The following is a 19,827-nucleotide window of genomic DNA, read 5'->3' on the forward strand; positions in this document are numbered from 1 at the left end:
TTTATTATATGCATAAAAAAATAGTTATTCTTCCTCAAGAAGTTGTCAATAAAATTGCTGCCGGAGAAGTGGTAGAAAGGCCGGCATCAGTTGTGAAAGAACTGGTAGAAAATTCTTTAGATGCAGAAGCAAGCCTCATTGAGGTAGAAATAAAAGAGGCAGGAAAAAAGTTCATTAGAGTTACGGATAATGGGATAGGAATGAGTCGCCAAGATGCTTTACTCTGCACAAAGTCTCACGCTACCAGTAAAATTTCCTCCATTGAGGATTTGGAAAGAATCTTTACTCTTGGCTTTCGGGGGGAAGCCCTTTCTTCCATTGCCAGCGTTTCCTTAATGCGCGTAGTTACAAAAAATGAAGAAGAAGATTTAGGGATAGAATTAGAGATTGAGGGTGGAGAGATTAAGGCCAAAAGAGAAGTAAGTGTTAGAAGGGGGACGAGCATAGCAGTAAGGAACCTTTTTTATAACACCCCTGCCCGTAAAAAATTCTTAAAATCATCTGCTACCGAATTAGCACATATCATTCATATCTTAGAACAGTTTGCTTTGGCTTATCCGGAGGTTAATTTTCGTTTAATCCATCAAGAAAAAGAACTGTTTAATTTTTTGCCTCAAGAGAGTTTAAAAGAGAGGATAAAAGAAGTTTTGGGTAAAGAATTAGCAGACAGTCTCTTGGAAGTAGAATTTAAGGATAAGGAGTTAGAAATTACTGGTTTTGTGAGTAAACCAGAATTTTTTCGGTTTGACCGTTATGGACAATTTCTTTTTGTGAATAGAAGGGCGGTGACGAATAAATCTTTTTCTCATGCGTTATCCAGCGTCTATCAGGAATTGCTTCCTAAGGAACGTTTTCCGGTGGCTATAATTTTCTTAGAAATAGCACCAAAGTTATTAGATGTCAATGTTCATCCTACTAAAAGAGAAGTCCGTTTTCAAAATGAAGGGATAATCCATGATTCACTGGTTAAGGCAATAAAAGAGGCACTTACCAATAGTTCTCTAATCCTTGAGCTTAAAGAAAAATTCTACTCTTCATTTCAAGATAAGGCTGAAGAAATAATTCCTCCCTTAGTAAAAGAAAGTTTTTCTCCACGCGAGATAAATTTAGTTAGTTCCGATACTCCTTTTATCCATAAGTTACCCTTTTTACAGATTGCCAATCTTTATATAGTTATTTCCGATGATGAGGGAATTTTAATCATTGACCAACACGCTGCCAGCGAAAGGATTATTTTTGGTATTTTGTCAGAAAAGGAAAAGCCCATAGAGACGCAAAACCTTTTAATTCCCGAGATAATTGACTTAGCAGTGCGGGAAGCAGAGATTTTGAAAGAAAATCTGGATAAATTTAAAGAAATTGGTTTTGAAATTGAAGAATTCGGAAGGAATAGTTTTCAGGTTAGAAAAATTCCTACAATTATTTCCCGTTCCCCACGAGAGCTGATTTTAGAAATCATCTCCGAAATTTATAAGGACGAGTCTAAAATTATGAAGCTTGAGAAAGAGAAATTGCTGAGTTTAATTGCCTGTCACTCCGCAGTTAGAAGAGGAGATGTTTTGGGAGAGTTGCAGATTTCTCGTTTGATACAGGATTTAAAAAGCACAAAATTTCCTTGGACCTGTCCCCACGGAAGACCAACAATGATAAGATTAAACTGGGAGGAGTTACAGAGGATGTTCAAGAGATGAGCAATAAAATATCAAATATAAAAAATCAAATATTAAGAGTAAAAATTCTCTTATTTCTTTACTTTTTGATTACTGCCTTCTGTTTTGTAAAGGAGGTGAATTCACAAATGAAAATAAAACTGCCCAGACCAAGAATTGGGGGAGGGATGAGTTTGTCGGAGAATTTAAATAAAAGGAAATCTTGGCGAAGTTTTGATTCACGAGCTTTAAAATTGGAAGATGTCTCCCAGATTCTTTGGTCAGGAGGAGGGAAGAAAGTAGATGCAGTAACGGGAGCAACAAGGGTTTATCCCTCGGCAGGAGCCACTTATCCTTTAGAGCTTTATTTGGTGGTAGGGGAGAATGGAGTCGAAGGACTTGCTGAGGGAATTTATTTATATCTCTGGCAAGAACACAGCATAGAGAAAATTTTAGGAAGCGATGTGCGGAAAAATCTTGCAAATGCATGTTTGGGACAAAGTTTTATTGCTGAGGCACCTATTTCTGTGGTTGTTTTAGCTGAATATGAGAGAACCACTGCTCACTATGGAAAGAGAGGTGTTCAATATGTGCATCTGGAAGCAGGGAACATTACTCAAAATTTACATTTAGTAGCGGAGGAGTTGGACTTAGGAACAGTAATCGTCGGAGCTTTCTCGGATGCAGTGGTAAAAAAAGTTTTGGAGATTCCTAGGAATTTGGAACCTTTGGCAATAATGCCCATAGGATATAAGAAGTAATGCAAGGAGGCAAATATCAGAATGCAAAATAATGATTCAAAATTTAAAAAGGTAGAGATTCCTCTGAAACGGGCGAATCGCCTAATTAACCATGGACCAGTAGTTTTGGTTACTTCAAAATATAAAGATAAAACAAATATTGTTACCTTAGCTTGGACTACTCCTGTTTCCCACAATCCTCCGTTAGTGGCTATCTGTATTCATCAAAATCACTTCTCCCACGGACTAATTAAGGAATCTAAGGAATTTGTAATTAATGTTCCCGATGAAGGTTTAATAGAAAAAGTTCATAGATGTGGGACAGTTTCTGGTAGGGAGATAGATAAATTTAAGGAATTTGGGCTTACTCCTCTTAAAGCAGAAAAGGTTGCTCCACCGTTAATAAAGGAATGTTTTGCCCATTTGGAATGCAGGGTTGTGGATATCTATTCTAGAGGGGACCATTCTATAATTTTAGGAGAAGTCCTTTGCGCTCAGATAAAAGAAGGTTTGTTTAAGGAAGTTTTAGATATTGAGCATATTAAAACCCTTCACCATTTGGGAGCAAATTTTTATACGACCACTGATGGGGTGAAGAAGGTATAGTTAGAAGTAATTTAGGGAATTTCTCCAAAGTATAGCAGAAAGTATTCTTCAATTTCTTCTCGCAGACCAGGAAAACTTTCTGGTGATTTTTTTAAAGTTTGATAAGCTGAGGTTAATGCTTGACGAAACATTTCGTAAGCAATTGATTCTCGAAATTGCTCAAGAGGGATATCGGTGTTAATGACTACATCGGCATTTTCAAAAGTAGGATAGAGATATTTATCCTCACCCATCCGTACATATTTCCATTGTTCAATTGAACGCATTGTTCCCCAGGGAGTGGGCGAGCGAGTTTGCATATCTCTGGCGACTCGTCGTGGTAGCCTGATGTAGGGGGAAGCATCTATCGCCACCTTTACGGTGGGGAATATGCTTTCTTCAATAATGGGATTTCCTTTCTCATCTGTAAAAATCAAAGGATTTAGAGCATGTATCCCTTCGATTATGAGAATATCCCCCGGATTAAGTGTTATCTTTATCCCTGAATGAGGGATGCTTCTTCCGCTTTTAAAATCAAAAATAGGAATTTCTACAGTTTCTCCAGCAAGTAAACGTGCCAAATCTTCTTGGAATTTTGCGATGTTAACTGCACGGGGATGTTCAAAATCTTTGGCTATTTCCTTGCCATTTTCATCAACAATACTCGGGGTGTCTTCGCGATCTACAAAATAGTTGTCCATATTGATTTTCCATACATTTGTTCTTCCCCGGGCGAGGAGATATTTTTCAACTATTTCTGCACCGGGAGATTTGCCGGCAGCGGAAACTCCGCCAATGCGAATTATTGCAACTTTATTTGGGTAACGCAGGATTTTTTCTTCAATTTTCTCCAGTGCAGGTTGATACATAGAATCTGAAAGTCCAAAAAGTTCGAATTCTGTTCTTTGTTCTTCTACTCTCGCTAATCTATACGCATCATCCAGATGGTCATCCTTTGCCACAGCGATTTCGCCTTGGGTATTTATTAGGAGAGTAATTAAGCGCGCTTTTCTCAGGTCTTCAAGCATTCCTTTGGAGGCTTTATAGAAAGTGTCAAGAGCAATTTTATAAGTTCCTCTTTCATCTTGCATTATACGGAATCCTACGACTTCAAGGGTTTCAGGGTTATAGGCTAAATATCTTAGCGGTTCTTCACCAAAGCCAATATTTTTGCGCACAAAAGCATAGATTTCTATGCCACTTCCTGCTCTTAAAATTTCTCTTGCCCGTTCATCATATTTTTTAACTGCTTGAGCAAATTCTTCTGTTTTCACAGTTAAGGGTTTTTCTTCAGGCATAAATATTTCGGGGAATAAGAGGTAATATTTTAAGGCATGTTCTTCTAAGAATAGATAATCATTTCTTGAATAATCTCGCCAATTTACAATTGCCCGTTCTCTGACCGAAGGCGTTACATTTTGAGCAATTTTATATAAAGAAGTATGAGCAGGAATGGGAATAATATCTTGTTTTGCGCCTTCAATGAAATGGATTCTCCTTTCTTGACTTTCGCCTAAGCATCCATAAACCCAGCTCAATTGCCACCACAGCCTTATATTGTAAGGATACTTTTCAATCATTTCTTTGTATAACTTTTCTAATTCCTTGTATACCTCAAGAGAAGTAGGGTTATCCCTTTGTTGAGTCAACAATTCATTTTCCCATTCAAAATAGGATGGCTCGATTGCTTCCGTGGCAAATTGGGGCATTTCTCTCTGCTGATAGGTTATTACCATTGTGCCATTTTGGTTGGTGCATTCTTTAAATTCATATTTCTGTAATGCTTCATATATTAAGAAGGTTAAATGATTTATCTGGTATTCTTCGGGGGTTATCCTCCCTGTTTGAAACAGAAAATGTCTTGCTAATTTTCTAAAAGCAGGCTCACTAGGGGAGATACGGAGTTGTCTAAGCGCTTCAAAAGTTTCTGCGACTAAACTTGGTTCAATTCGAAAATTACTAAGACCAGATATCTCTCCAAGTATCTTTGTTAATAAATCTGCCCAAGGTTCTTTAATGGTAGCATCTTTGGGGGTTAAGATTCTTCTTGTGTTGAGTGATTCAGAAGATAGTGGTATGTATATTTGATTGAGGATAAATGTCAAAAAGATTATTATTACCAGCATTGTTTTAAAACTTTTTTTATTCATTTTTCTATGAAATATATAGCATAAAATAGAGGTAGTGACAAGATGACTTTAAACTTTTTGGTAATTGTGGTATAGTATAAAAAATGGCATTTATTGCGCTAATTACTGATTTTGGTAATAGAGATGAATATGTGGGATTGGTTAAGGGAGTGATTTTAGAGGTAAATCCACAAGCTCAAATTATTGACCTTTCTCACGAAATTCCTCCTCAGGATTTAATCTGGGCCTCCTTCCTTTTAGGGAACGCTTATAAATTTTTTCCCAGAAAGACAATTTTTCTTTGCGTAGTTGATCCGGAAGTAGGGACAGAAAGACGGACGATTATTGTGAAAACAAAAGACTATTTCTTCGTTTGTCCGGATAATGGCATCTTAACCAAGGTTTTAGAAAGAGAAAAAGTGGAGCAGATAGTCGAAATAAGAAATAAGAAGTTTTTCCTGAAAGAAATCAGTTCTACCTTTCATGGTCGGGACATTATGGCACCAGTGGCGGGATATCTTTCCAAAGGAGTGGCTTTAGAAAAATTCGGACCTAAGATTAAAAACATAAGAAGGATTAAATTACCAACGCCCATAATGAGAAAAGATTGTATGATTGGAAAAGTTATTCATATTGACCATTTTGGTAATTTGGTTACCAACATAGAGAAAGAATCATTGAGAAACAAGGTTCAAGCCTCTTTTTCTATTGCAATCAAGGGAAGGAAAATTCATAAGATAAATAATGCTTATGCGGAATCGAATAAGAGAAGACTTCTTGCCATCTGGGGAAGCAGGAATTTATTGGAGATTTCTATAAATTTGGGGAATGCTGCTAAAAAATTGATGGCAGGAAAAGGAGAAAAGGTTATTATCTATTTTTATTAGGCATATGGTGATTAAAATTTTTATTTTTTTGAAGTATTTTTTTATTATAAGCGTGGGTATTTTTGCTTTTACTTTCTCACTCCTTATCCGCAATACTCTTCTTTCCCGTTGGCATGATAATACTTTACCTTCCGAGTATGGAATGCCTTTTGAAGAGATTAATTTTTATAGTAAAGATAAAATAATGCTTAAAGGATGGCTAATTTTAAACAATAAAGATTCATCCACAATAATCTTATGTCACGGTTTAGGGACAAACAAATCAGAGCTCTTAAGTATTGCTAAATTTATTTATGATGCGGGCTTTAATATATTTCTGTTTGATTTTCGCGGACACGGAGAAAGCCAAGGTAAGGTTTGTTCTTTAGGTTATTTTGAGCAGAAGGATTTAGAAGGGGCAATGGACTATCTTTATCAAAGGTTTGAGCATAAAAACATTGGTGTTTTTGGTTTATCCTTAGGTGGAGCGGTGGCGATTATGGTGGCGTCCAAAGATGAGCGGATTAAGATAGTAGTTTCTGAAGGTGCTTATAAAGAACTATATTCCTCGATGCTTTATTTTGCAAAAGTTTTTTATTCTTTGCCTAAAATCCCCTTTAACATCTTCTTAAGAATAGCATATTTTTTGCGCTTTGGAATTGACCCTCAAGATGTTTCTCCTCAAAAAGTAATTACCCACATTTCTCCTCGCCCAGTTTTTATTATCAACGGAGAAAAGGATAAACAAATTCCTCCCCAAAACGCTTACACGCTCTTTGAAAGAGCACATGCACCCAAAGAAATTTGGATTATTCCTCAAGCAGACCACGGTGAGGGTTATGGTTTATATCCGGAAGTATATTCCCAAAAAATAATTAATTTTTTGAAAAAAAACATATGATTGAAACTCTCGGAGATTATTTTAAAGACGCAGTTTGGAATTTACAGGCTACGTTCAGAGTTAATTAATTGTTTTTGCATAAATTTTTGGCGCAGAGGATAATGTTATAAAAACTATATTTAGGGAAGAATTTAGATGTTTGCTCTTGATACTGAAAAGAAGTTGAAAATACTGGGGCAAGAAGCACGTTTTGAATCTTGCGGATTACCAAGAAATTTTGGACATAGATGGCACGACAGGTTCATCTACCAGGCAGTAGGAGAAGGTGGTTTTTGTGTTAATCTTTTTAAAATTTTACAGACTAATAGCTGTAGAAATAATTGTTTCTACTGCGCTAATAGAAGAGATAGAGACTTTGCAAGATTCTCCTTTACGCCTCAAGAGTTGGCAAAAATATTTATCGAATACTATCGCCAGAAAAAGATTCAAGGACTTTTTCTTTCATCTGCCTTAGAAAATGATGCAGATAATACTCAGGGGAAGATGCTTGAGACAATAAAGATTTTAAGGAAAACTTATGGTTATCAAGGATACATTCATTTTAAAATTCTTCCCGGCGTAGACAAAAAACTCATTTTTGAAGCAGCAAAATTAAGTAATAGGATTTCGCTTAACCTCGAGGCGCCGGGTGATGTTTATCTTAATAAAATTGCCAAAGAAAAAAATATGCATAAGATTCTTATCCCCACCTTAGAAAATATGGTAGAAGCAGTAAAGTTTTATCCTTTAAAATCAGGAATCACTACCCAGTTAATTATCGGAAGCGGTAGTGAGACGGATAAAGAAATCATTTTCTTTGCTGATGAAATTTATAATAGGTATAAAATAAAGCGCATTTACTACAGCGGTTTTGCCCCTGTAAAAGGTACTCCTTTGGAATACCATCCCCATTGTTCTGACCTCCGCGAATATCGTATTTATCAGGCAGATTTTCTTTTGAGGAAATATGGTTTTAAGAAGGAAGAACTTGTGTTTGATGAGCAGGGTAATCTTTTGCCAAATATAGACCCAAAATTTGCCTGGGCAGAAAAACATCCTGAAAGATTTCCCGTAGAGATAAATAGAGCAAGTTTTGAAGAACTTTTGCGTGTTCCGGGCATTGGGAGATGTTCGGCAGAGAAAATTATAAAATTCCGCAGGATTAAAAAGATTGCAAATTTAGAAGACCTTAAAAAATTGGTTCCTCTATTGAGACGCACTCAAAATTTTGTTACATTAAACGGGAAATTCCTTCCTTTAAAAGAAAAAAGAAGATGAAGATTGAACAGCTGGTAAAATTTGGTATTTCCGAATATTTCATAGATAGATTTAAGGAAGAAAAGATTAATTATCTCTACCCTCCTCAGTCAGAGGCAATTGAACGCGGGTTACTTAGGCAAGAGAAAAATTTCTTACTTGCCTTTCCTACCGCTTCGGGTAAGACTTTAAATGCAACTCTTTTGGCAATAAAAACCCTTAACGAGAAAAGAGGCAAAGTTGTTTACATTGTTCCCTTAGTGGCTTTAGCAAATGAGAAATACATTTATTATAAGCATCTCTTTTCTAATTTTAAAGTTGCCTTATCGGTCGGTGACATAGATTCTCCGGAGTCTTGGTTGGCAAATTATGATTTTATAGTCGTTACTACAGAAAAATTTGATTCTCTTATCAGGCACGGTGTTGAGTGGGTTTCTCAGGTGCAACTATTAATTGTAGATGAGATACACCTTATTAATGATTATTCACGCGGACCTACTCTGGAAATAGTGATTACTCAGTTAAGAAAGCTTTCTCCCCAGGCAAAGATTTTAGCTCTTTCTGCGACAGTGAGCAATGCAGAGGAGATGGGGATGTGGCTTAATGCAGAATTGGTAAAAAGCGATTTTCGGCCAGTAAAGTTATACGAGGGAATAGTATTTGACCACCTTCTTCACTTTATGGACAAAGAGGGATGCATTCTTAATGATAGGCTCTCTGTGGAAGAGGCAATTACCGAGCAGACTTTAAAGATAAAAAAACAGATACTTTTCTTTGTCGCAAACCGTAGAAATGCTGAATCCCTTGCTGAACGCTTAGGTAAAATAACGCAGAAATTTCTTGCTCTAGAGGATAAAGAACGTCTTCGTCACTTAAGTAAGGAGATAATTTCTGTTTTAGAAACACCCACCCATCAATGTCGGAGGTTGGCAAAATGTGTTGATGAAGGTACCTCTTTTCACCACGCCGGGCTCTTATCTCGACAGAGAAAAATTGTTGAGGAAGGATTTCGCCAGGGGTGGATTAAGGTAGTAGTGGCTACTCCTACGCTTGCATTAGGGGTAAATCTTCCTTGTTTTCGCGTAGTCGTCCGTGATGTAAAACGGTATTATCCTGGGTTGGGTTCAGAATACATCCCCACTTTAGAATATAAGCAATTCATTGGGCGAGCAGGACGTCCTCAGTATGATGAATTTGGAGAAGCAATTCTTATAAGTCGTTCCGAAAGAGAAAAGGAGGAATTAATTCAGAGGTATATTTATGGAAAACCGGAAGAGATTAATTCTAAACTTGCACAGGAATCAGTTTTACGTATGCATATCCTTGCCCTCGTTGCTTCTGAATTTTGTGTTAATTTTGAGGATTTGGATGATTTTTTTAAGCTGACTTTTTTTGGCTTTCAATATCGGGATATCGGTCTTATAAAGGAAAAGATTAGTTCGGTTATTGAAAACCTTAAAGATTGGGGATTTATTTTTGAAAAATCGGGGCATTATAAAGCAACAAAGCTGGGTAAAAGGATAACTCAACTCTATTTAGACCCACTTACAGGGTACGATTTTATTAATTCTTTAACGAAACTTGTCCACAAAGAAGAAATTTCTGACTTGGCAATTCTTCTGATTATTTCTTTGGCCAAAGAGATTTCTCCACCCCTTCCATTACGCGAAGAAGATTTTTATAATCTGGGAGAATTTCTAATGAGGATGCAAGACGTTTTTTTAAACAAACCTCCTTCCATCTGGGAAGATAACTATGAAGAATTCCTTTCTGCTTTAAAGTTGTCCCTTGTTTTTGACGCCTGGATAAACGAGGATAATGAGGAGGAAATTTTGGATAAGTTTAAACTAACTCCTGGTGAATTTCATGCTAAACGTGAAGTTGGAGATTGGCTTATTTATTCTTTGGAAGAATTATCAAAAATATTAAAATTAAACATCCCCAATGTTAGAAAATTAAGAATTAGACTTCACTATGGTGTTCGTGAAGAGTTATTGGAACTGGTCAGTTTGCGAGACGTGGGTCGCAAACGGGCGCGCCGACTTTTTAACTCTGGTTTTAAAAATATCTTTATTCTGCGAAAGGTCGAAGAAAAAGATATCGCTCGTATTGTTGGTCCCCATATCGCGCGCGTGATTAAAAAACAGATTTTACTTTCTTCTGAAAAGAAAAAATGATATAATCACTTTGTTAGAATATTTAAAAAGGAGGTTGGCATGAAAAAAGGAATTATTCTCTATATCCTGCTTGTTCTCGGGTTATTTGTCATTGTTTTATTAGGCATACATTATTCCGCACTCTTAAAAGAACGCGCAGCCCTACAAAAAGCAGTAATTAATTTTGAGAATAAAATAGTTGAGTATAAGAAAGCGATGGACTTAAAAGAGCAGGAATTTGAAGCAAAGGTTTCAGACATGGCTAATGAAAGAGAGAAGTTAATGCAACAGATTGATGAGATAAACGGGAAGTTAATACAAACTCAGAATTTACTTTCTCAGATAAAACAGGAGGAAGAGAATTTAAAGGCTGAAAATTTATCATTGACGGAAAAGGCTAAGAATCTCGAAGTCCAGCTCTACAATTTAAACGAAGAAAAATTAGAATTAGAGCGGAAGATTTCTTCTTTAAGTGAGTTGAGAAAAGCATTGAGAGAGGCGAAATTGAAGGAGATTCAAGAGAGAAGGATTGAGCTTAAACAACGGAATGCCGAAGGACTTCTTCTGGGAAACCGTGGGTATCTCGTAAAGGATGGTAAGCCGACCATAAATCCCAAATATATTATTCATGTTTTCCCCCCTCAGACAACCCAGGAATGAGAGAAGCGAATATCTTGGTATCCTCGGAACTAATAAAGGATGATTTTTTTTATTACTTTAAAAGATGGAAATCCCACCCCGTAGGTGCTTTTTTCTCAAATCGATTGATAGATTTTTCTCAGGTAGAGCATCGCAGATACCTCTATCAGAGATTGGGCATAGAAAGAACCAGGTTAGTCTTGCCCGAACAGGAACACGGTGGTAAAGTAGAATTTGTAAGTTTGGATAATAGGAATAAGAAGTTTTTTGCTGATGCTTTGATTACTCAGGAGAGAGAAATAGCCCTGGGGGTACTTACTGCGGATTGCCTTTCTATATTTCTATACGATACAGTTCGGAAGGCTATTGGGATAGTGCATGCAGGTTGGCGAAGCACTAAAGAAGAAGTCCTAAAAAATACTGTCACTAATATGCAGAGGCGTTTTTCTACAATGCCTTCTGATTTACTTGTAGCATTCGGTCCGAGTATAAGAGTATGTTGCTATAAAGTGAATAAAGATTTACAAAGCTATTTTCCTAAACATATTCAAGGTAGAAAAGAGGAGCTATTTTTAGACCTCAAGGAAGCAAATTTAGAACAGTTGCGTTCTTTAGGCGTAAGGGATGAGAATATTTTTGACTGCGGGATGTGCACTTTTTGTCAAAACCATGAATTCTTTTCTTATCGCAAAGAAGGTAAGGATGTAGGAAGGATTATTTCATTAATTATGTTAATGTAAAGATACAAAAGTAAAGGGTTAGAGTAGATAGTAGAAAATATCTAAGATGAAGATAAAATTCTTGGGAGGAGTAAAGTCTGTAACCGGTTCCCATCACCTCATAGAGGTTAAAGGAAATAATTTCCTTTTAGATTGCGGACTTTTTCAGGGTAAGCGTCAAGAGGCACGGTTATTTAATGAAAATCCCAAAGTGGATTTATCCAAACTTGAGGCAGTCGTTCTCTCCCATGCGCATATCGACCATAGCGGTAATATCCCTACTTTATCGAGGTTGGGGTTTAAGAAACACATTTATTCTACCTTGGCTACCTACGACCTATCTAATGCGATGTTAAGAGATTCAGCCTATATTCAAGAGAAGGATACTGAGTTTTTGAATAAGAGATTGAAGAAAAAGAAAAAACCTTTACTCAGTCCACTATATACTATTGAGGATGCAGAGAGAGCTTTGGGGCTTTTTATGGGCATTGGATATCATAAGGTATTTAGTCTGAGTCAGGAAGTAAAAGTAGAATTTTTTGATGCAGGGCATGTCTTAGGTTCTTCTCTCATCCTCTTGGAAATTACCGAGGATACAGTTCGTCCAAAACGGCTTGGATATATTTTAGATTTGGGAAGGCAAAATTTACCATTTTTGAAAGACCCAGAATTTATTCCCGACTTGGATTATATAATTATTGAATCTACTTATGGCAATCGTTTGCACCCCGAATTTAGTGAGGTGAAAAAAGAACTGGCTGATTTGATAAATCGTACCTTTAAGAGAAAGGGGAAAATAATTATTCCTGCCTTTGCTTTGGAGAGGACTCAGGAGATTATCTGGTGTTTGAGTGATTTGTGGAATAAGGGAATGATTCCTGCCATCCCTGTTTATGTAGATAGCCCTTTAGCGATAAACATTACAGAGATTTTTCGCCTCCATCCCGATTGTTTCGACGCAAGGACTAAAAATATGCTTTTGATGGGGCGTGACCCATTTGGCTTTGAAAATGTTGTTTATACTCGTTCTAAAGAAGAATCGCAGGCGCTTAATGATTTAAAAAAACCCGCCATAATTATTTCTGCTTCGGGCATGTGTGAAAACGGAAGAATTCTGCATCATTTAAGACACAATATTGAAAACCCCAAAAACACCATATTGATTGTGGGATATATGGCCCAGGATACCCTTGGCAGGAAAATTGTAGAGAAGGAAAAAAAAGTGAAAATCTTCGGCGAGGAATATAGACTTAAAGCAGAGGTAGTGATAATGAATGCTTTTAGCGGTCATGCGGATAGAAACGATTTACTCAAGTATGTAAGAAGAACTAAAGAATCGGTTAAGAAAGTTTTTGTAGTTCATGGCGATCCAGACCAGTCCGAGGCTTTGGCTGAAGGTATTAAGGAAGTAGGGGTAGATAATGTCTATGTACCCGAAGTTGGGGATGAGGCGGAGTTATAAGTTTAAATATTAAATTCTGATTTTTGAAATGCGGGTTTGCTATGAAAGCGGTAATACAACGTGTAAAAGAATCCAAGGTAGTTGTAGATAATGAGACCGTTGCTGATATCAGGAAGGGTATTTTGATTTTTTTGGCGGTGGGTAAAGGAGATACCGAAGAAAGCGCTATAAAATTGGCTAAAAAGATTTCCGAGTTGCGGATATTTGATGACAGCCAAGGTAAAATGAATTTATCTATAAAGGATGTCAAAGGTGAAATTTTGGTAGTGTCACAGTTTACGCTATATGCAGATTGTTGGGATGGACGCAGACCTTCTTTTGACCCTTGTGCGGAACCAACTGAGGCAAAAATGTTTTACGACTTATTTATTAGGGAATTGGCAAAAACTGGTTTAGGAGTAAAAGAAGGTAAATTTGCTGCAAGAATGGAAGTAGAACTAATCAACGACGGTCCCGTTACTTTTATTTTGGAAACATAGAATGAGAAAAGAAACGATTTTTGTACATGTTCCTTACAGGGTGCTTTTGCCAAATTTGGAGAAGATAGCAGATTTAGGAATAAATTGCGAGATTTATATTGATGGAGATTCCTTGGATTGTTATCATGATAAAGAAATAGAATTGATAAACGAAATTTTTGAAAAACATGGACTTAAAAAGAATATCCATGGTCCAATATACGACCTTAATCCTGGTTCTTTAGATTCAGAGATTCGCAGTATTTCTAAGAAACGGATTAAGCAGACGATATCTTTTTGTGAGCGATTAAATTCTTCAAATATTGTTTTTCACCATGGTTTTGGGCATCTTTATTATAGAAATCATAGAGAAAAATGGCTGGAAAATTCCTATGAAATTTGGAAACCTTTTGCAGAATATTTGTTAGAAAAGGATATTTATTTATTAATCGAGAATTCTTTAGATCCCGAACCAAGTATAATTTTAGAACTTATTGCAAAAATTAATTCTCCAAACTTTCTTGCCTGTTTTGATATTGGGCACTTCAATGCCTTTGGTAATAAATCCCCACTCGAAATATTCAAGGAATATCCAAAAGAAGTTATCGGGGAGATTCATCTTTCGGATAACTTAGGGGATTTTGATACCCATTTAGCTTTAGGAAAAGGCGACATTAACTTCAAGGAATTCTTCCAATTAATCAAGGAAAGAGGAATCTTACCTACCATTACCCTTGAGCCTCACAGTTTAGAAGATATTCCGCCAAGTTTAGAATACATACTAAACATTTAGACATTAAATGTAAAATTTTTTATTTCTGAATTTTAGAATGATTCCCTTACATGATGAAAATCCTACAGAAAGGTTCTCTTTTGTAACCATTGTTTTGGTTATTGTTAATTCCATTGTTTTTCTCTATGAGCTTTCCTTAGGTAGTTCATTAGAGATAACTATCCGTCGTTATACCCTTATTCCATATAATTTTATAAACTATTTTGATTTTTCTCAATTACGTACGCTTTTTAGTTCACTTTTTTTGCATGGGAGTTTATTGCATCTTTTGGGAAACATGCTTTACCTTTGGATTTTTGGCAACAATATTGAGGACGTTTTGGGGCACTTTAAATTTATCTTGTTCTATTTTCTCTGCGGAATTTCCGCTTCCCTTGCACACATTCTTACCAATCCCCATTCAACTATTCCTACTTTAGGTGCAAGTGGAGCGGTTTCCGGGGTATTAGGGGCATATTTTATTCTTTTCCCTCAAGCAAGGGTAGTTACCATAATTCCTATTTTCTACTTTATCAGAATAGTTAAAATTCCTGCTTTTTTCTTTCTTGGATTCTGGATTGCGGTTCAATTTTTATCAGGGATAATTAGTTCGGGAATGGACAGCGATTTAGGTGGAGGGGTTGCTTGGTTTGCTCATCTTGGTGGTTTTTTTGCAGGAGTGTTACTCTTACCTCTATTCTACCAGCGAGGCAGGAGAAGATATTAGATTTAAGGAGGATTTAATTATCTTTGTGTATATTTTTTGTCTGAGATTATAGCGTGTTGTGAGCAAATTTAAAAAGACATCCTTCTGATAAAGTGATAGTTTAGCATAAGGAATGTTCTGTATCTCGGATAGAGCCTTTCTCAAATAGAAATATTCTGGAGCAACCAAATCAATAACTTCGCTTAGATTCCGTAAACTCATTATTTTTTTGTATAATTTTTTTAACTCACTATTTTCAAAAAACTGCAATAGTTTTCTTATTTCCCTTTCTTCCGCAATACTGATTTTGTATCTTTTGATTATTTTTTTGATTAATTTTTTTTGTTGATTAAAGGAAAGTTCTTCCCAAGGGGGGAAACCGAGTTTTTTGGGCCCCATAAGATTTATAAGCGCGGTTAAGGCTTTAATGAATTTTATCTCTTTATCCTGAGGAAGATAGATTCTGTATTTTTTGTTTTTATATAGCTTTAACAAAATTCGCGCCCTACTAAGTTCATTGAGAGTTTCCCAGTTATACTCACGCAAATTTTCGGGCAGTATTTCCTTATGGGTAAGTTTTTCTAACAGATTTTTTGCAGGGAATTTTTCCCAATCCATTTCAGTAAGAAAAGATAAAAATATTCTTAACAATTCTCGAGGGCCCAACGTATGATTGATTTCCAAATTATATTCCAAGATATTTTCGATAATTTGTTCTCTCTCTAAGGGTTTATTTTTATTAGACAGTTCTTTTTTCAATAACTTAATTCTATCCCGCATCCCTAAGAATTCAAGAGAAGAGAATGATGGGCTTTCTCCATAATTTCCTGATAGCCATGCAAGCATTGGTCCTATTATCCATGACCAGATAAATACTGGCCACCCATAGAAGATAAGCGAAGGGTCGGCTAACCCTGAAAAAACAGGAATTACAGCAAAAGTTAAGGAGAGAATGGGAGTAGCGATTAGACGTAAATATACTTCAAAAAGGGAAGTTTTTTTGCCAAGGATTTTTTCTACAAAAGGAGTGGTAAACCAAGGGATAGAGGTGTTAGGGTTGAAAATAATAAACCAGATTTTAGAGATGACAATAAAAGGAATGTGCACTACATTCATAAGGAGGATAGAACTAGAATAGATTGTTTCTATAAATCCTCTTTTTAATATGTCTAAAACCGTTCTTTGAGAGGGGACAATTTCTAAAAGAAGGATGAGGGGAAATAAAAAACCCGCCAGGGATGGAAAAGATTGGAAGAGAAACAAAAAGACCCAGTTTGCGGAAGTAATATTCTCCATCCAGTTTAATAAAAAGGGTGCATAGAGCCAGGCAAAGAAGCCAATGGTCGATATAATCACTATGCTTACTAAGCGATTAATCAGACCTGGATATAGAGAAAAAATTGACTTCATAATATAAATAATTATACGGCGGAGAACATATAGACTAATAATAAAGGCACTAAATTTCCCCCAATTTCCGGGGAAAGCGTTATTTCCTAATTTATATATGTAGAAAGAAATAAGCAATAATAATAGAAAAATCAGTAATTTCTCTTTTTTCTTCTCGAATAAAATTAGACGTTCAAGAAGGGGGACAACGGCTTTGGGTAAAAAAATTAGAATTATTAAAACAGACCAGAAGATATGCCAAGCAATAGCAGGAGATTTTATGGTGAGTATCCCGGGGATAACCAGAGAAATCGTTCCTATAAGCATTAACCATATACAGTAATAAAGAGGGGAGAACGCTAAGCGTTTTATTAGCCAGATACGCAATATTTTTGCTAAATAGGAGGGGGCTTCGTTTTTTTCTTTAAGATATTTAATTCTTACATAAATATGGCCTAACCAAAATTTAAATTCAGAAAAGTTTATTTTTAGAAGGGAAAAAACCATTCTGAAAAAATCAATAAAGACTCCGAAATAGGTTTCGTATTCTAATAGAAGAAGATCCCCACCTAACCATCCCTCAAGCCGTTTTAGAAAAGAGATGTAGTTAGGGGGGATATTTTCGATAAGATTTTTACTTTTTAGGTAAGGATAAGAATACACAAGAGCAGTTTTAAGATGCATTGCTTCCCAGTGGTCGTGGGTTCTTGCTAATGGCGGTATAGCTTCTTTAAACAGTATATTTTTGACATAAGCATCGACCAATTTTGTCATCTTGCCATAAGCGGAAGATTCTCCATATAAAGAGAAAATTGCTCTTGCGCTGAAACGATACATCTGTTGTGCCCAGGAATGGAAACGGGCAAATGTGGACTGGCCCTGATTGGCAAAACAGATTTCCGGTTGAAGCATCAAATAGGGGTCTTCTTCATGGAGATTATGTATGAGTTTGCTGTTAAGATAAGAGAGCGTTTGCGGTTGGAATTCGTCATCTGCATCAGTTTGGTTTATGATTTTTATGCCACAGTCTGCGGGGATAAAATTTCCATTTTCGTCTCTAAGTATTTGCGCATCTTTAAATCTTAAATGTATTCCGTAGGGCAACTTCTCTCCATTTTTTAAGACGATTTCTCCATCTTTATTGAAAATATAATCCTCCTTTTTCGCTAAGAGTTCCTCTTTAATTAAATTTCCATTTTTTATTAAAACATCCTTTTCTTTGACAACTACATCATCCGTTGATTCTTTTTGCCAAAGATAGACATCTCCTACAGTATAAGAACCCGAGGGATAAATTAAATAATCACCATCCAAAGGATTAATCACGAGAGCATTTAATTTTTCATCGAAGTAGACATAGTCTTTTAGAGAAAGGATCTTTCTTATCCTTATATTATTTTCCTTGTCTTTATACCAACCGCCTGCTTCCGCCAAAAGGGTGGTTTTTATCAGAGCATAGTTTGTATAATCAAGAGCAATTTCTTCTTTATGCAGTTCTTTTATTTTATCCTTTTTTGCTATCAACAAAGGTTTCGCTATACCTTTCTCAAATACGTCGCCTATATACCAAATATTACCTTCGTTGTCTAAATAAAAACCGTCCTTTTCATTAACCACAAATCCCGAATCTGTAATTTTTATTTTATTAATCCAAGAATTATGAATATAGATATATTTATCTTTAGGGTTCGCTATAACTTTTTCGTTTGTTTCTGTGAGACGGACAAAGAAATCCTCTTCTTTTTCCCTATACATAAGATAGACCAAATCATTTTCTCTGTGCAAAAAAGTTTCCTTGATATTTTCCTTTGGTTCTATTAAATTGTCCTCAAAAAAAAGATTTCCTTCTTTGTCCAGCCTAAATCCTCGTCCTTCCTGGACTAAATAGCCACCGAAGACCCTTTCTTTAAGTTTTATTAGGGTGTCTTCTATAAAATATTCTTTTTCTATACCCTTTTTCCCAATATGGAGGTTATAAATGTTTCCTATGATACCATTTTTCATAAATTCATCTGCTTGGGAGAAAGAGATAATTTTCTCTTTTACAAGATTTTTTATGCTTAACCAAGATATATTAAGCAGACGGTCAAAAGCTAACCTGCGGTAATCAACCCCTTTTATTAATTTTTTTTCAATGGTGATATCTTTTTTGACAAAGTGGAATTTTTTATCCTTAAGCTTGTAGAGGTCGTAAGAAAAATCTATACGATATTCTCCCGCCCTTGCCCAAATTTTGCCATTGGAGGCATCAATAAGATTAGAAACAGAATCAAGAATTAATTTTTTACCTTCGTTTGTATATACAATCTGCACAAATATAAAAGCATAATTTTTACCTTCAAAATTTTTATCTCTGGATTCTAAAAATTCTATTCTGCCTTCCGAATCTATCTTCCATTGCTTGGCATTAAACAAAAGTTCTCCCTGAGGAGAAAAGATTGCTCCCTGAGAGATAAGGTAGTATTTTTCTGAATTTGTTTTATCAATAAGATAACTTTCAGACAAAAATTTTATATCTTCATATATTTCTTCTTGGGGAGGGTATTTCTTAAGATTTAATTTCTCTCTCAGAAAGAAATTTCCTTTATAGTGAAGGAAGTATTGAAATTCATCTTTTTTACCTAAAGAATAGAAAGGGATATGTTCTTGAATTTCCCCATCAAGACAGACAATTTTCTGACGCCTTGCATCAAAACTGTGCGAAACATAGTTCAAGGGATGCCAAACCCCTGTGGTTAAAATTTGATAATCACTCATATAACCGCCGGGCTTTTTCAAGAACATTGGGTTGTAAGCTTCTTGGTTGCGTGCAAAGAGGAACACTTTACTGCCAAGTTCTTTCTTTGCGTCCAGAATCAAACGAATTTCTTCTTCTACAAGAGATTCTTCCTCGGTGTCACTATGGTAAATAAAAGCAAGATGGCTCTTGGGGTTGAGGTTGTTCCGTAAGGCACGAAGTCCTTGGGTTATACAGGCATAGACCTCAGCGTTACTTTTTGCTTTTTGAGGTATATAGAGGGCAGAGAAGAAATTTGCGGGAATTATCTCTGTTTCTTGAATAAATGGGTCATCTTTAAGATAGAGGGGTTTTCTAAAAAAATAGAGAAATGTTGAGACCAGTAGATAAGGGATTTCGGAGAATATCTCTTTAAATAATATACTTACTAAGGAAATCGCTAATAATGATGAGCTAAACCAGTGGAATACGATAAAAGCAAATATAGAAGTAACAAAGAGGGTTAAGAATTCACAGGGCAATAAAAAACAAGTTCTAATGAGGAGGAGACGTTTTAGTCTCTTTTTCTCAAGGGGTGTTTTTACTTTGATAAATTTAAAGAGCGTAGAGCAGGTTTCCCCTAAAATTATTATAAATTTCCAGGCAATAATTAAAAAAAGTATAATAGATATTGCCAAAATCAT

At 35.9% G+C, this 19,827-nt stretch carries 15 protein-coding genes; 13 read left to right on the plus strand and 2 right to left on the minus strand.

Features of this window, described 5'->3' with window-relative positions; translation table 11 throughout:
• Nucleotides 1-8: 8 nt before the first annotated feature.
• The 3 genes from mutL to NC818_03870 all read left to right on the plus strand — a co-directional run bounded on the left by mutL (nt 9) and on the right by NC818_03870 (nt 2,995).
• Nucleotides 9-1,691 (plus strand): DNA mismatch repair endonuclease MutL, encoded by a 1,683-nt coding sequence (mutL, locus tag NC818_03860; protein ID MCM8783892.1) that lies wholly within the window; start codon nt 9-11, stop codon nt 1,689-1,691.
• 107 nt (nt 1,692-1,798) lie between these two features.
• The gene (locus NC818_03865) at nt 1,799-2,410 is read left to right on the plus strand and encodes a SagB/ThcOx family dehydrogenase (protein MCM8783893.1); all 612 of its coding nucleotides are present in this window, start codon (nt 1,799-1,801) and stop codon (nt 2,408-2,410) included.
• Between the two features lie 21 nt (nt 2,411-2,431).
• Complete coding sequence (locus NC818_03870) at nt 2,432-2,995, plus strand: flavin reductase family protein (GenBank protein ID MCM8783894.1); 564 nt, start codon at nt 2,432-2,434, stop codon at nt 2,993-2,995.
• An 11-nt stretch (nt 2,996-3,006) separates the two neighbouring features.
• On the opposite strand, the gene NC818_03875 is transcribed toward NC818_03870, so the two are convergent.
• Nucleotides 3,007-5,124, minus strand: coding sequence for a hypothetical protein (locus tag NC818_03875; protein MCM8783895.1), 2,118 nt, complete (start codon nt 5,122-5,124; stop codon nt 3,007-3,009).
• Between the two features lie 83 nt (nt 5,125-5,207).
• Here NC818_03875 and NC818_03880 point away from each other — a divergent pair, with 83 nt between their 5' ends.
• The 10 genes from NC818_03880 (at nt 5,208) to NC818_03925 (ending at nt 15,039) form a co-directional block, all read left to right on the plus strand.
• On the plus strand, nt 5,208-5,990 hold the full coding sequence (locus tag NC818_03880; protein ID MCM8783896.1) for an SAM-dependent chlorinase/fluorinase: 783 nt from the start codon (nt 5,208-5,210) through the stop codon (nt 5,988-5,990).
• Between the two features lie 4 nt (nt 5,991-5,994).
• Nucleotides 5,995-6,870: an alpha/beta hydrolase gene (locus NC818_03885; protein ID MCM8783897.1), complete on the plus strand. Its 876-nt coding sequence runs from the start codon at nt 5,995-5,997 to the stop codon at nt 6,868-6,870.
• Between the two features lie 135 nt (nt 6,871-7,005).
• A complete protein-coding gene (locus tag NC818_03890; protein MCM8783898.1) occupies nt 7,006-8,127 on the plus strand; it encodes a helix-hairpin-helix domain-containing protein in 1,122 nt (373 codons plus the stop codon).
• Complete coding sequence (locus tag NC818_03895; protein ID MCM8783899.1) at nt 8,124-10,283, plus strand: DEAD/DEAH box helicase; 2,160 nt, start codon at nt 8,124-8,126, stop codon at nt 10,281-10,283. Before NC818_03890 ends, NC818_03895 begins: the two co-directional genes overlap by 4 nt.
• Nucleotides 10,284-10,322: 39 nt before the next feature.
• On the plus strand, nt 10,323-10,922 hold the full coding sequence (locus NC818_03900; GenBank protein MCM8783900.1) for a hypothetical protein: 600 nt from the start codon (nt 10,323-10,325) through the stop codon (nt 10,920-10,922).
• A gap of 104 nt (nt 10,923-11,026) precedes the next feature.
• The gene (pgeF, locus tag NC818_03905; protein MCM8783901.1) at nt 11,027-11,641 is read left to right on the plus strand and encodes a peptidoglycan editing factor PgeF; all 615 of its coding nucleotides are present in this window, start codon (nt 11,027-11,029) and stop codon (nt 11,639-11,641) included.
• Nucleotides 11,642-11,687: 46 nt separating this feature from the next.
• Entirely contained in the window at nt 11,688-13,082 is a 1,395-nt protein-coding gene (locus tag NC818_03910; protein ID MCM8783902.1) for an MBL fold metallo-hydrolase, read from the plus strand.
• A gap of 41 nt (nt 13,083-13,123) precedes the next feature.
• Complete coding sequence (gene dtd / locus NC818_03915) at nt 13,124-13,561, plus strand: D-aminoacyl-tRNA deacylase (GenBank protein MCM8783903.1); 438 nt, start codon at nt 13,124-13,126, stop codon at nt 13,559-13,561.
• Nucleotide 13,562: 1 nt separating this feature from the next.
• Nucleotides 13,563-14,333 (plus strand): sugar phosphate isomerase/epimerase, encoded by a 771-nt coding sequence (locus NC818_03920; protein ID MCM8783904.1) that lies wholly within the window; start codon nt 13,563-13,565, stop codon nt 14,331-14,333.
• A 37-nt stretch (nt 14,334-14,370) separates the two neighbouring features.
• Nucleotides 14,371-15,039: a rhomboid family intramembrane serine protease gene (locus NC818_03925; GenBank protein MCM8783905.1), complete on the plus strand. Its 669-nt coding sequence runs from the start codon at nt 14,371-14,373 to the stop codon at nt 15,037-15,039.
• Here NC818_03925 and NC818_03930 read toward each other — a convergent pair.
• A complete protein-coding gene (locus tag NC818_03930; protein MCM8783906.1) occupies nt 15,007-19,827 on the minus strand; it encodes a hypothetical protein in 4,821 nt (1,606 codons plus the stop codon). The two genes, NC818_03925 and NC818_03930, sit on opposite strands and share 33 nt — an antisense overlap.

It is taken from the genome of Candidatus Omnitrophota bacterium (assembly GCA_023819145.1).
Taxonomy (GTDB): Bacteria; Omnitrophota; Gorgyraeia; order DTHP01; family DTHP01; genus JBFWKV01.

Bases quoted from the DNA above. Each gene is read 5' to 3' on its own strand.
- mutL (MCM8783892.1), top strand. From the start codon at position 9: ATGCATAAAAAAATAGTTATTCTTCCTCAAGAAGTTGTCAATAAAATT.
- NC818_03865 (MCM8783893.1), top strand. From the start codon at position 1,799: ATGAAAATAAAACTGCCCAGACCAAGAATTGGGGGAGGGATGAGTTTG.
- NC818_03870 (MCM8783894.1), top strand. From the start codon at position 2,432: ATGCAAAATAATGATTCAAAATTTAAAAAGGTAGAGATTCCTCTGAAA.
- NC818_03875 (MCM8783895.1), bottom strand. From the start codon at position 5,124: ATGAATAAAAAAAGTTTTAAAACAATGCTGGTAATAATAATCTTTTTG.
- NC818_03880 (MCM8783896.1), top strand. From the start codon at position 5,208: ATGGCATTTATTGCGCTAATTACTGATTTTGGTAATAGAGATGAATAT.
- NC818_03885 (MCM8783897.1), top strand. From the start codon at position 5,995: ATGGTGATTAAAATTTTTATTTTTTTGAAGTATTTTTTTATTATAAGC.
- NC818_03890 (MCM8783898.1), top strand. From the start codon at position 7,006: ATGTTTGCTCTTGATACTGAAAAGAAGTTGAAAATACTGGGGCAAGAA.
- NC818_03895 (MCM8783899.1), top strand. From the start codon at position 8,124: ATGAAGATTGAACAGCTGGTAAAATTTGGTATTTCCGAATATTTCATA.
- NC818_03900 (MCM8783900.1), top strand. From the start codon at position 10,323: ATGAAAAAAGGAATTATTCTCTATATCCTGCTTGTTCTCGGGTTATTT.
- NC818_03910 (MCM8783902.1), top strand. From the start codon at position 11,688: ATGAAGATAAAATTCTTGGGAGGAGTAAAGTCTGTAACCGGTTCCCAT.
- dtd (MCM8783903.1), top strand. From the start codon at position 13,124: ATGAAAGCGGTAATACAACGTGTAAAAGAATCCAAGGTAGTTGTAGAT.
- NC818_03920 (MCM8783904.1), top strand. From the start codon at position 13,563: ATGAGAAAAGAAACGATTTTTGTACATGTTCCTTACAGGGTGCTTTTG.
- NC818_03925 (MCM8783905.1), top strand. From the start codon at position 14,371: ATGATTCCCTTACATGATGAAAATCCTACAGAAAGGTTCTCTTTTGTA.
- NC818_03930 (MCM8783906.1), bottom strand. From the start codon at position 19,827: ATGATTTTGGCAATATCTATTATACTTTTTTTAATTATTGCCTGGAAA.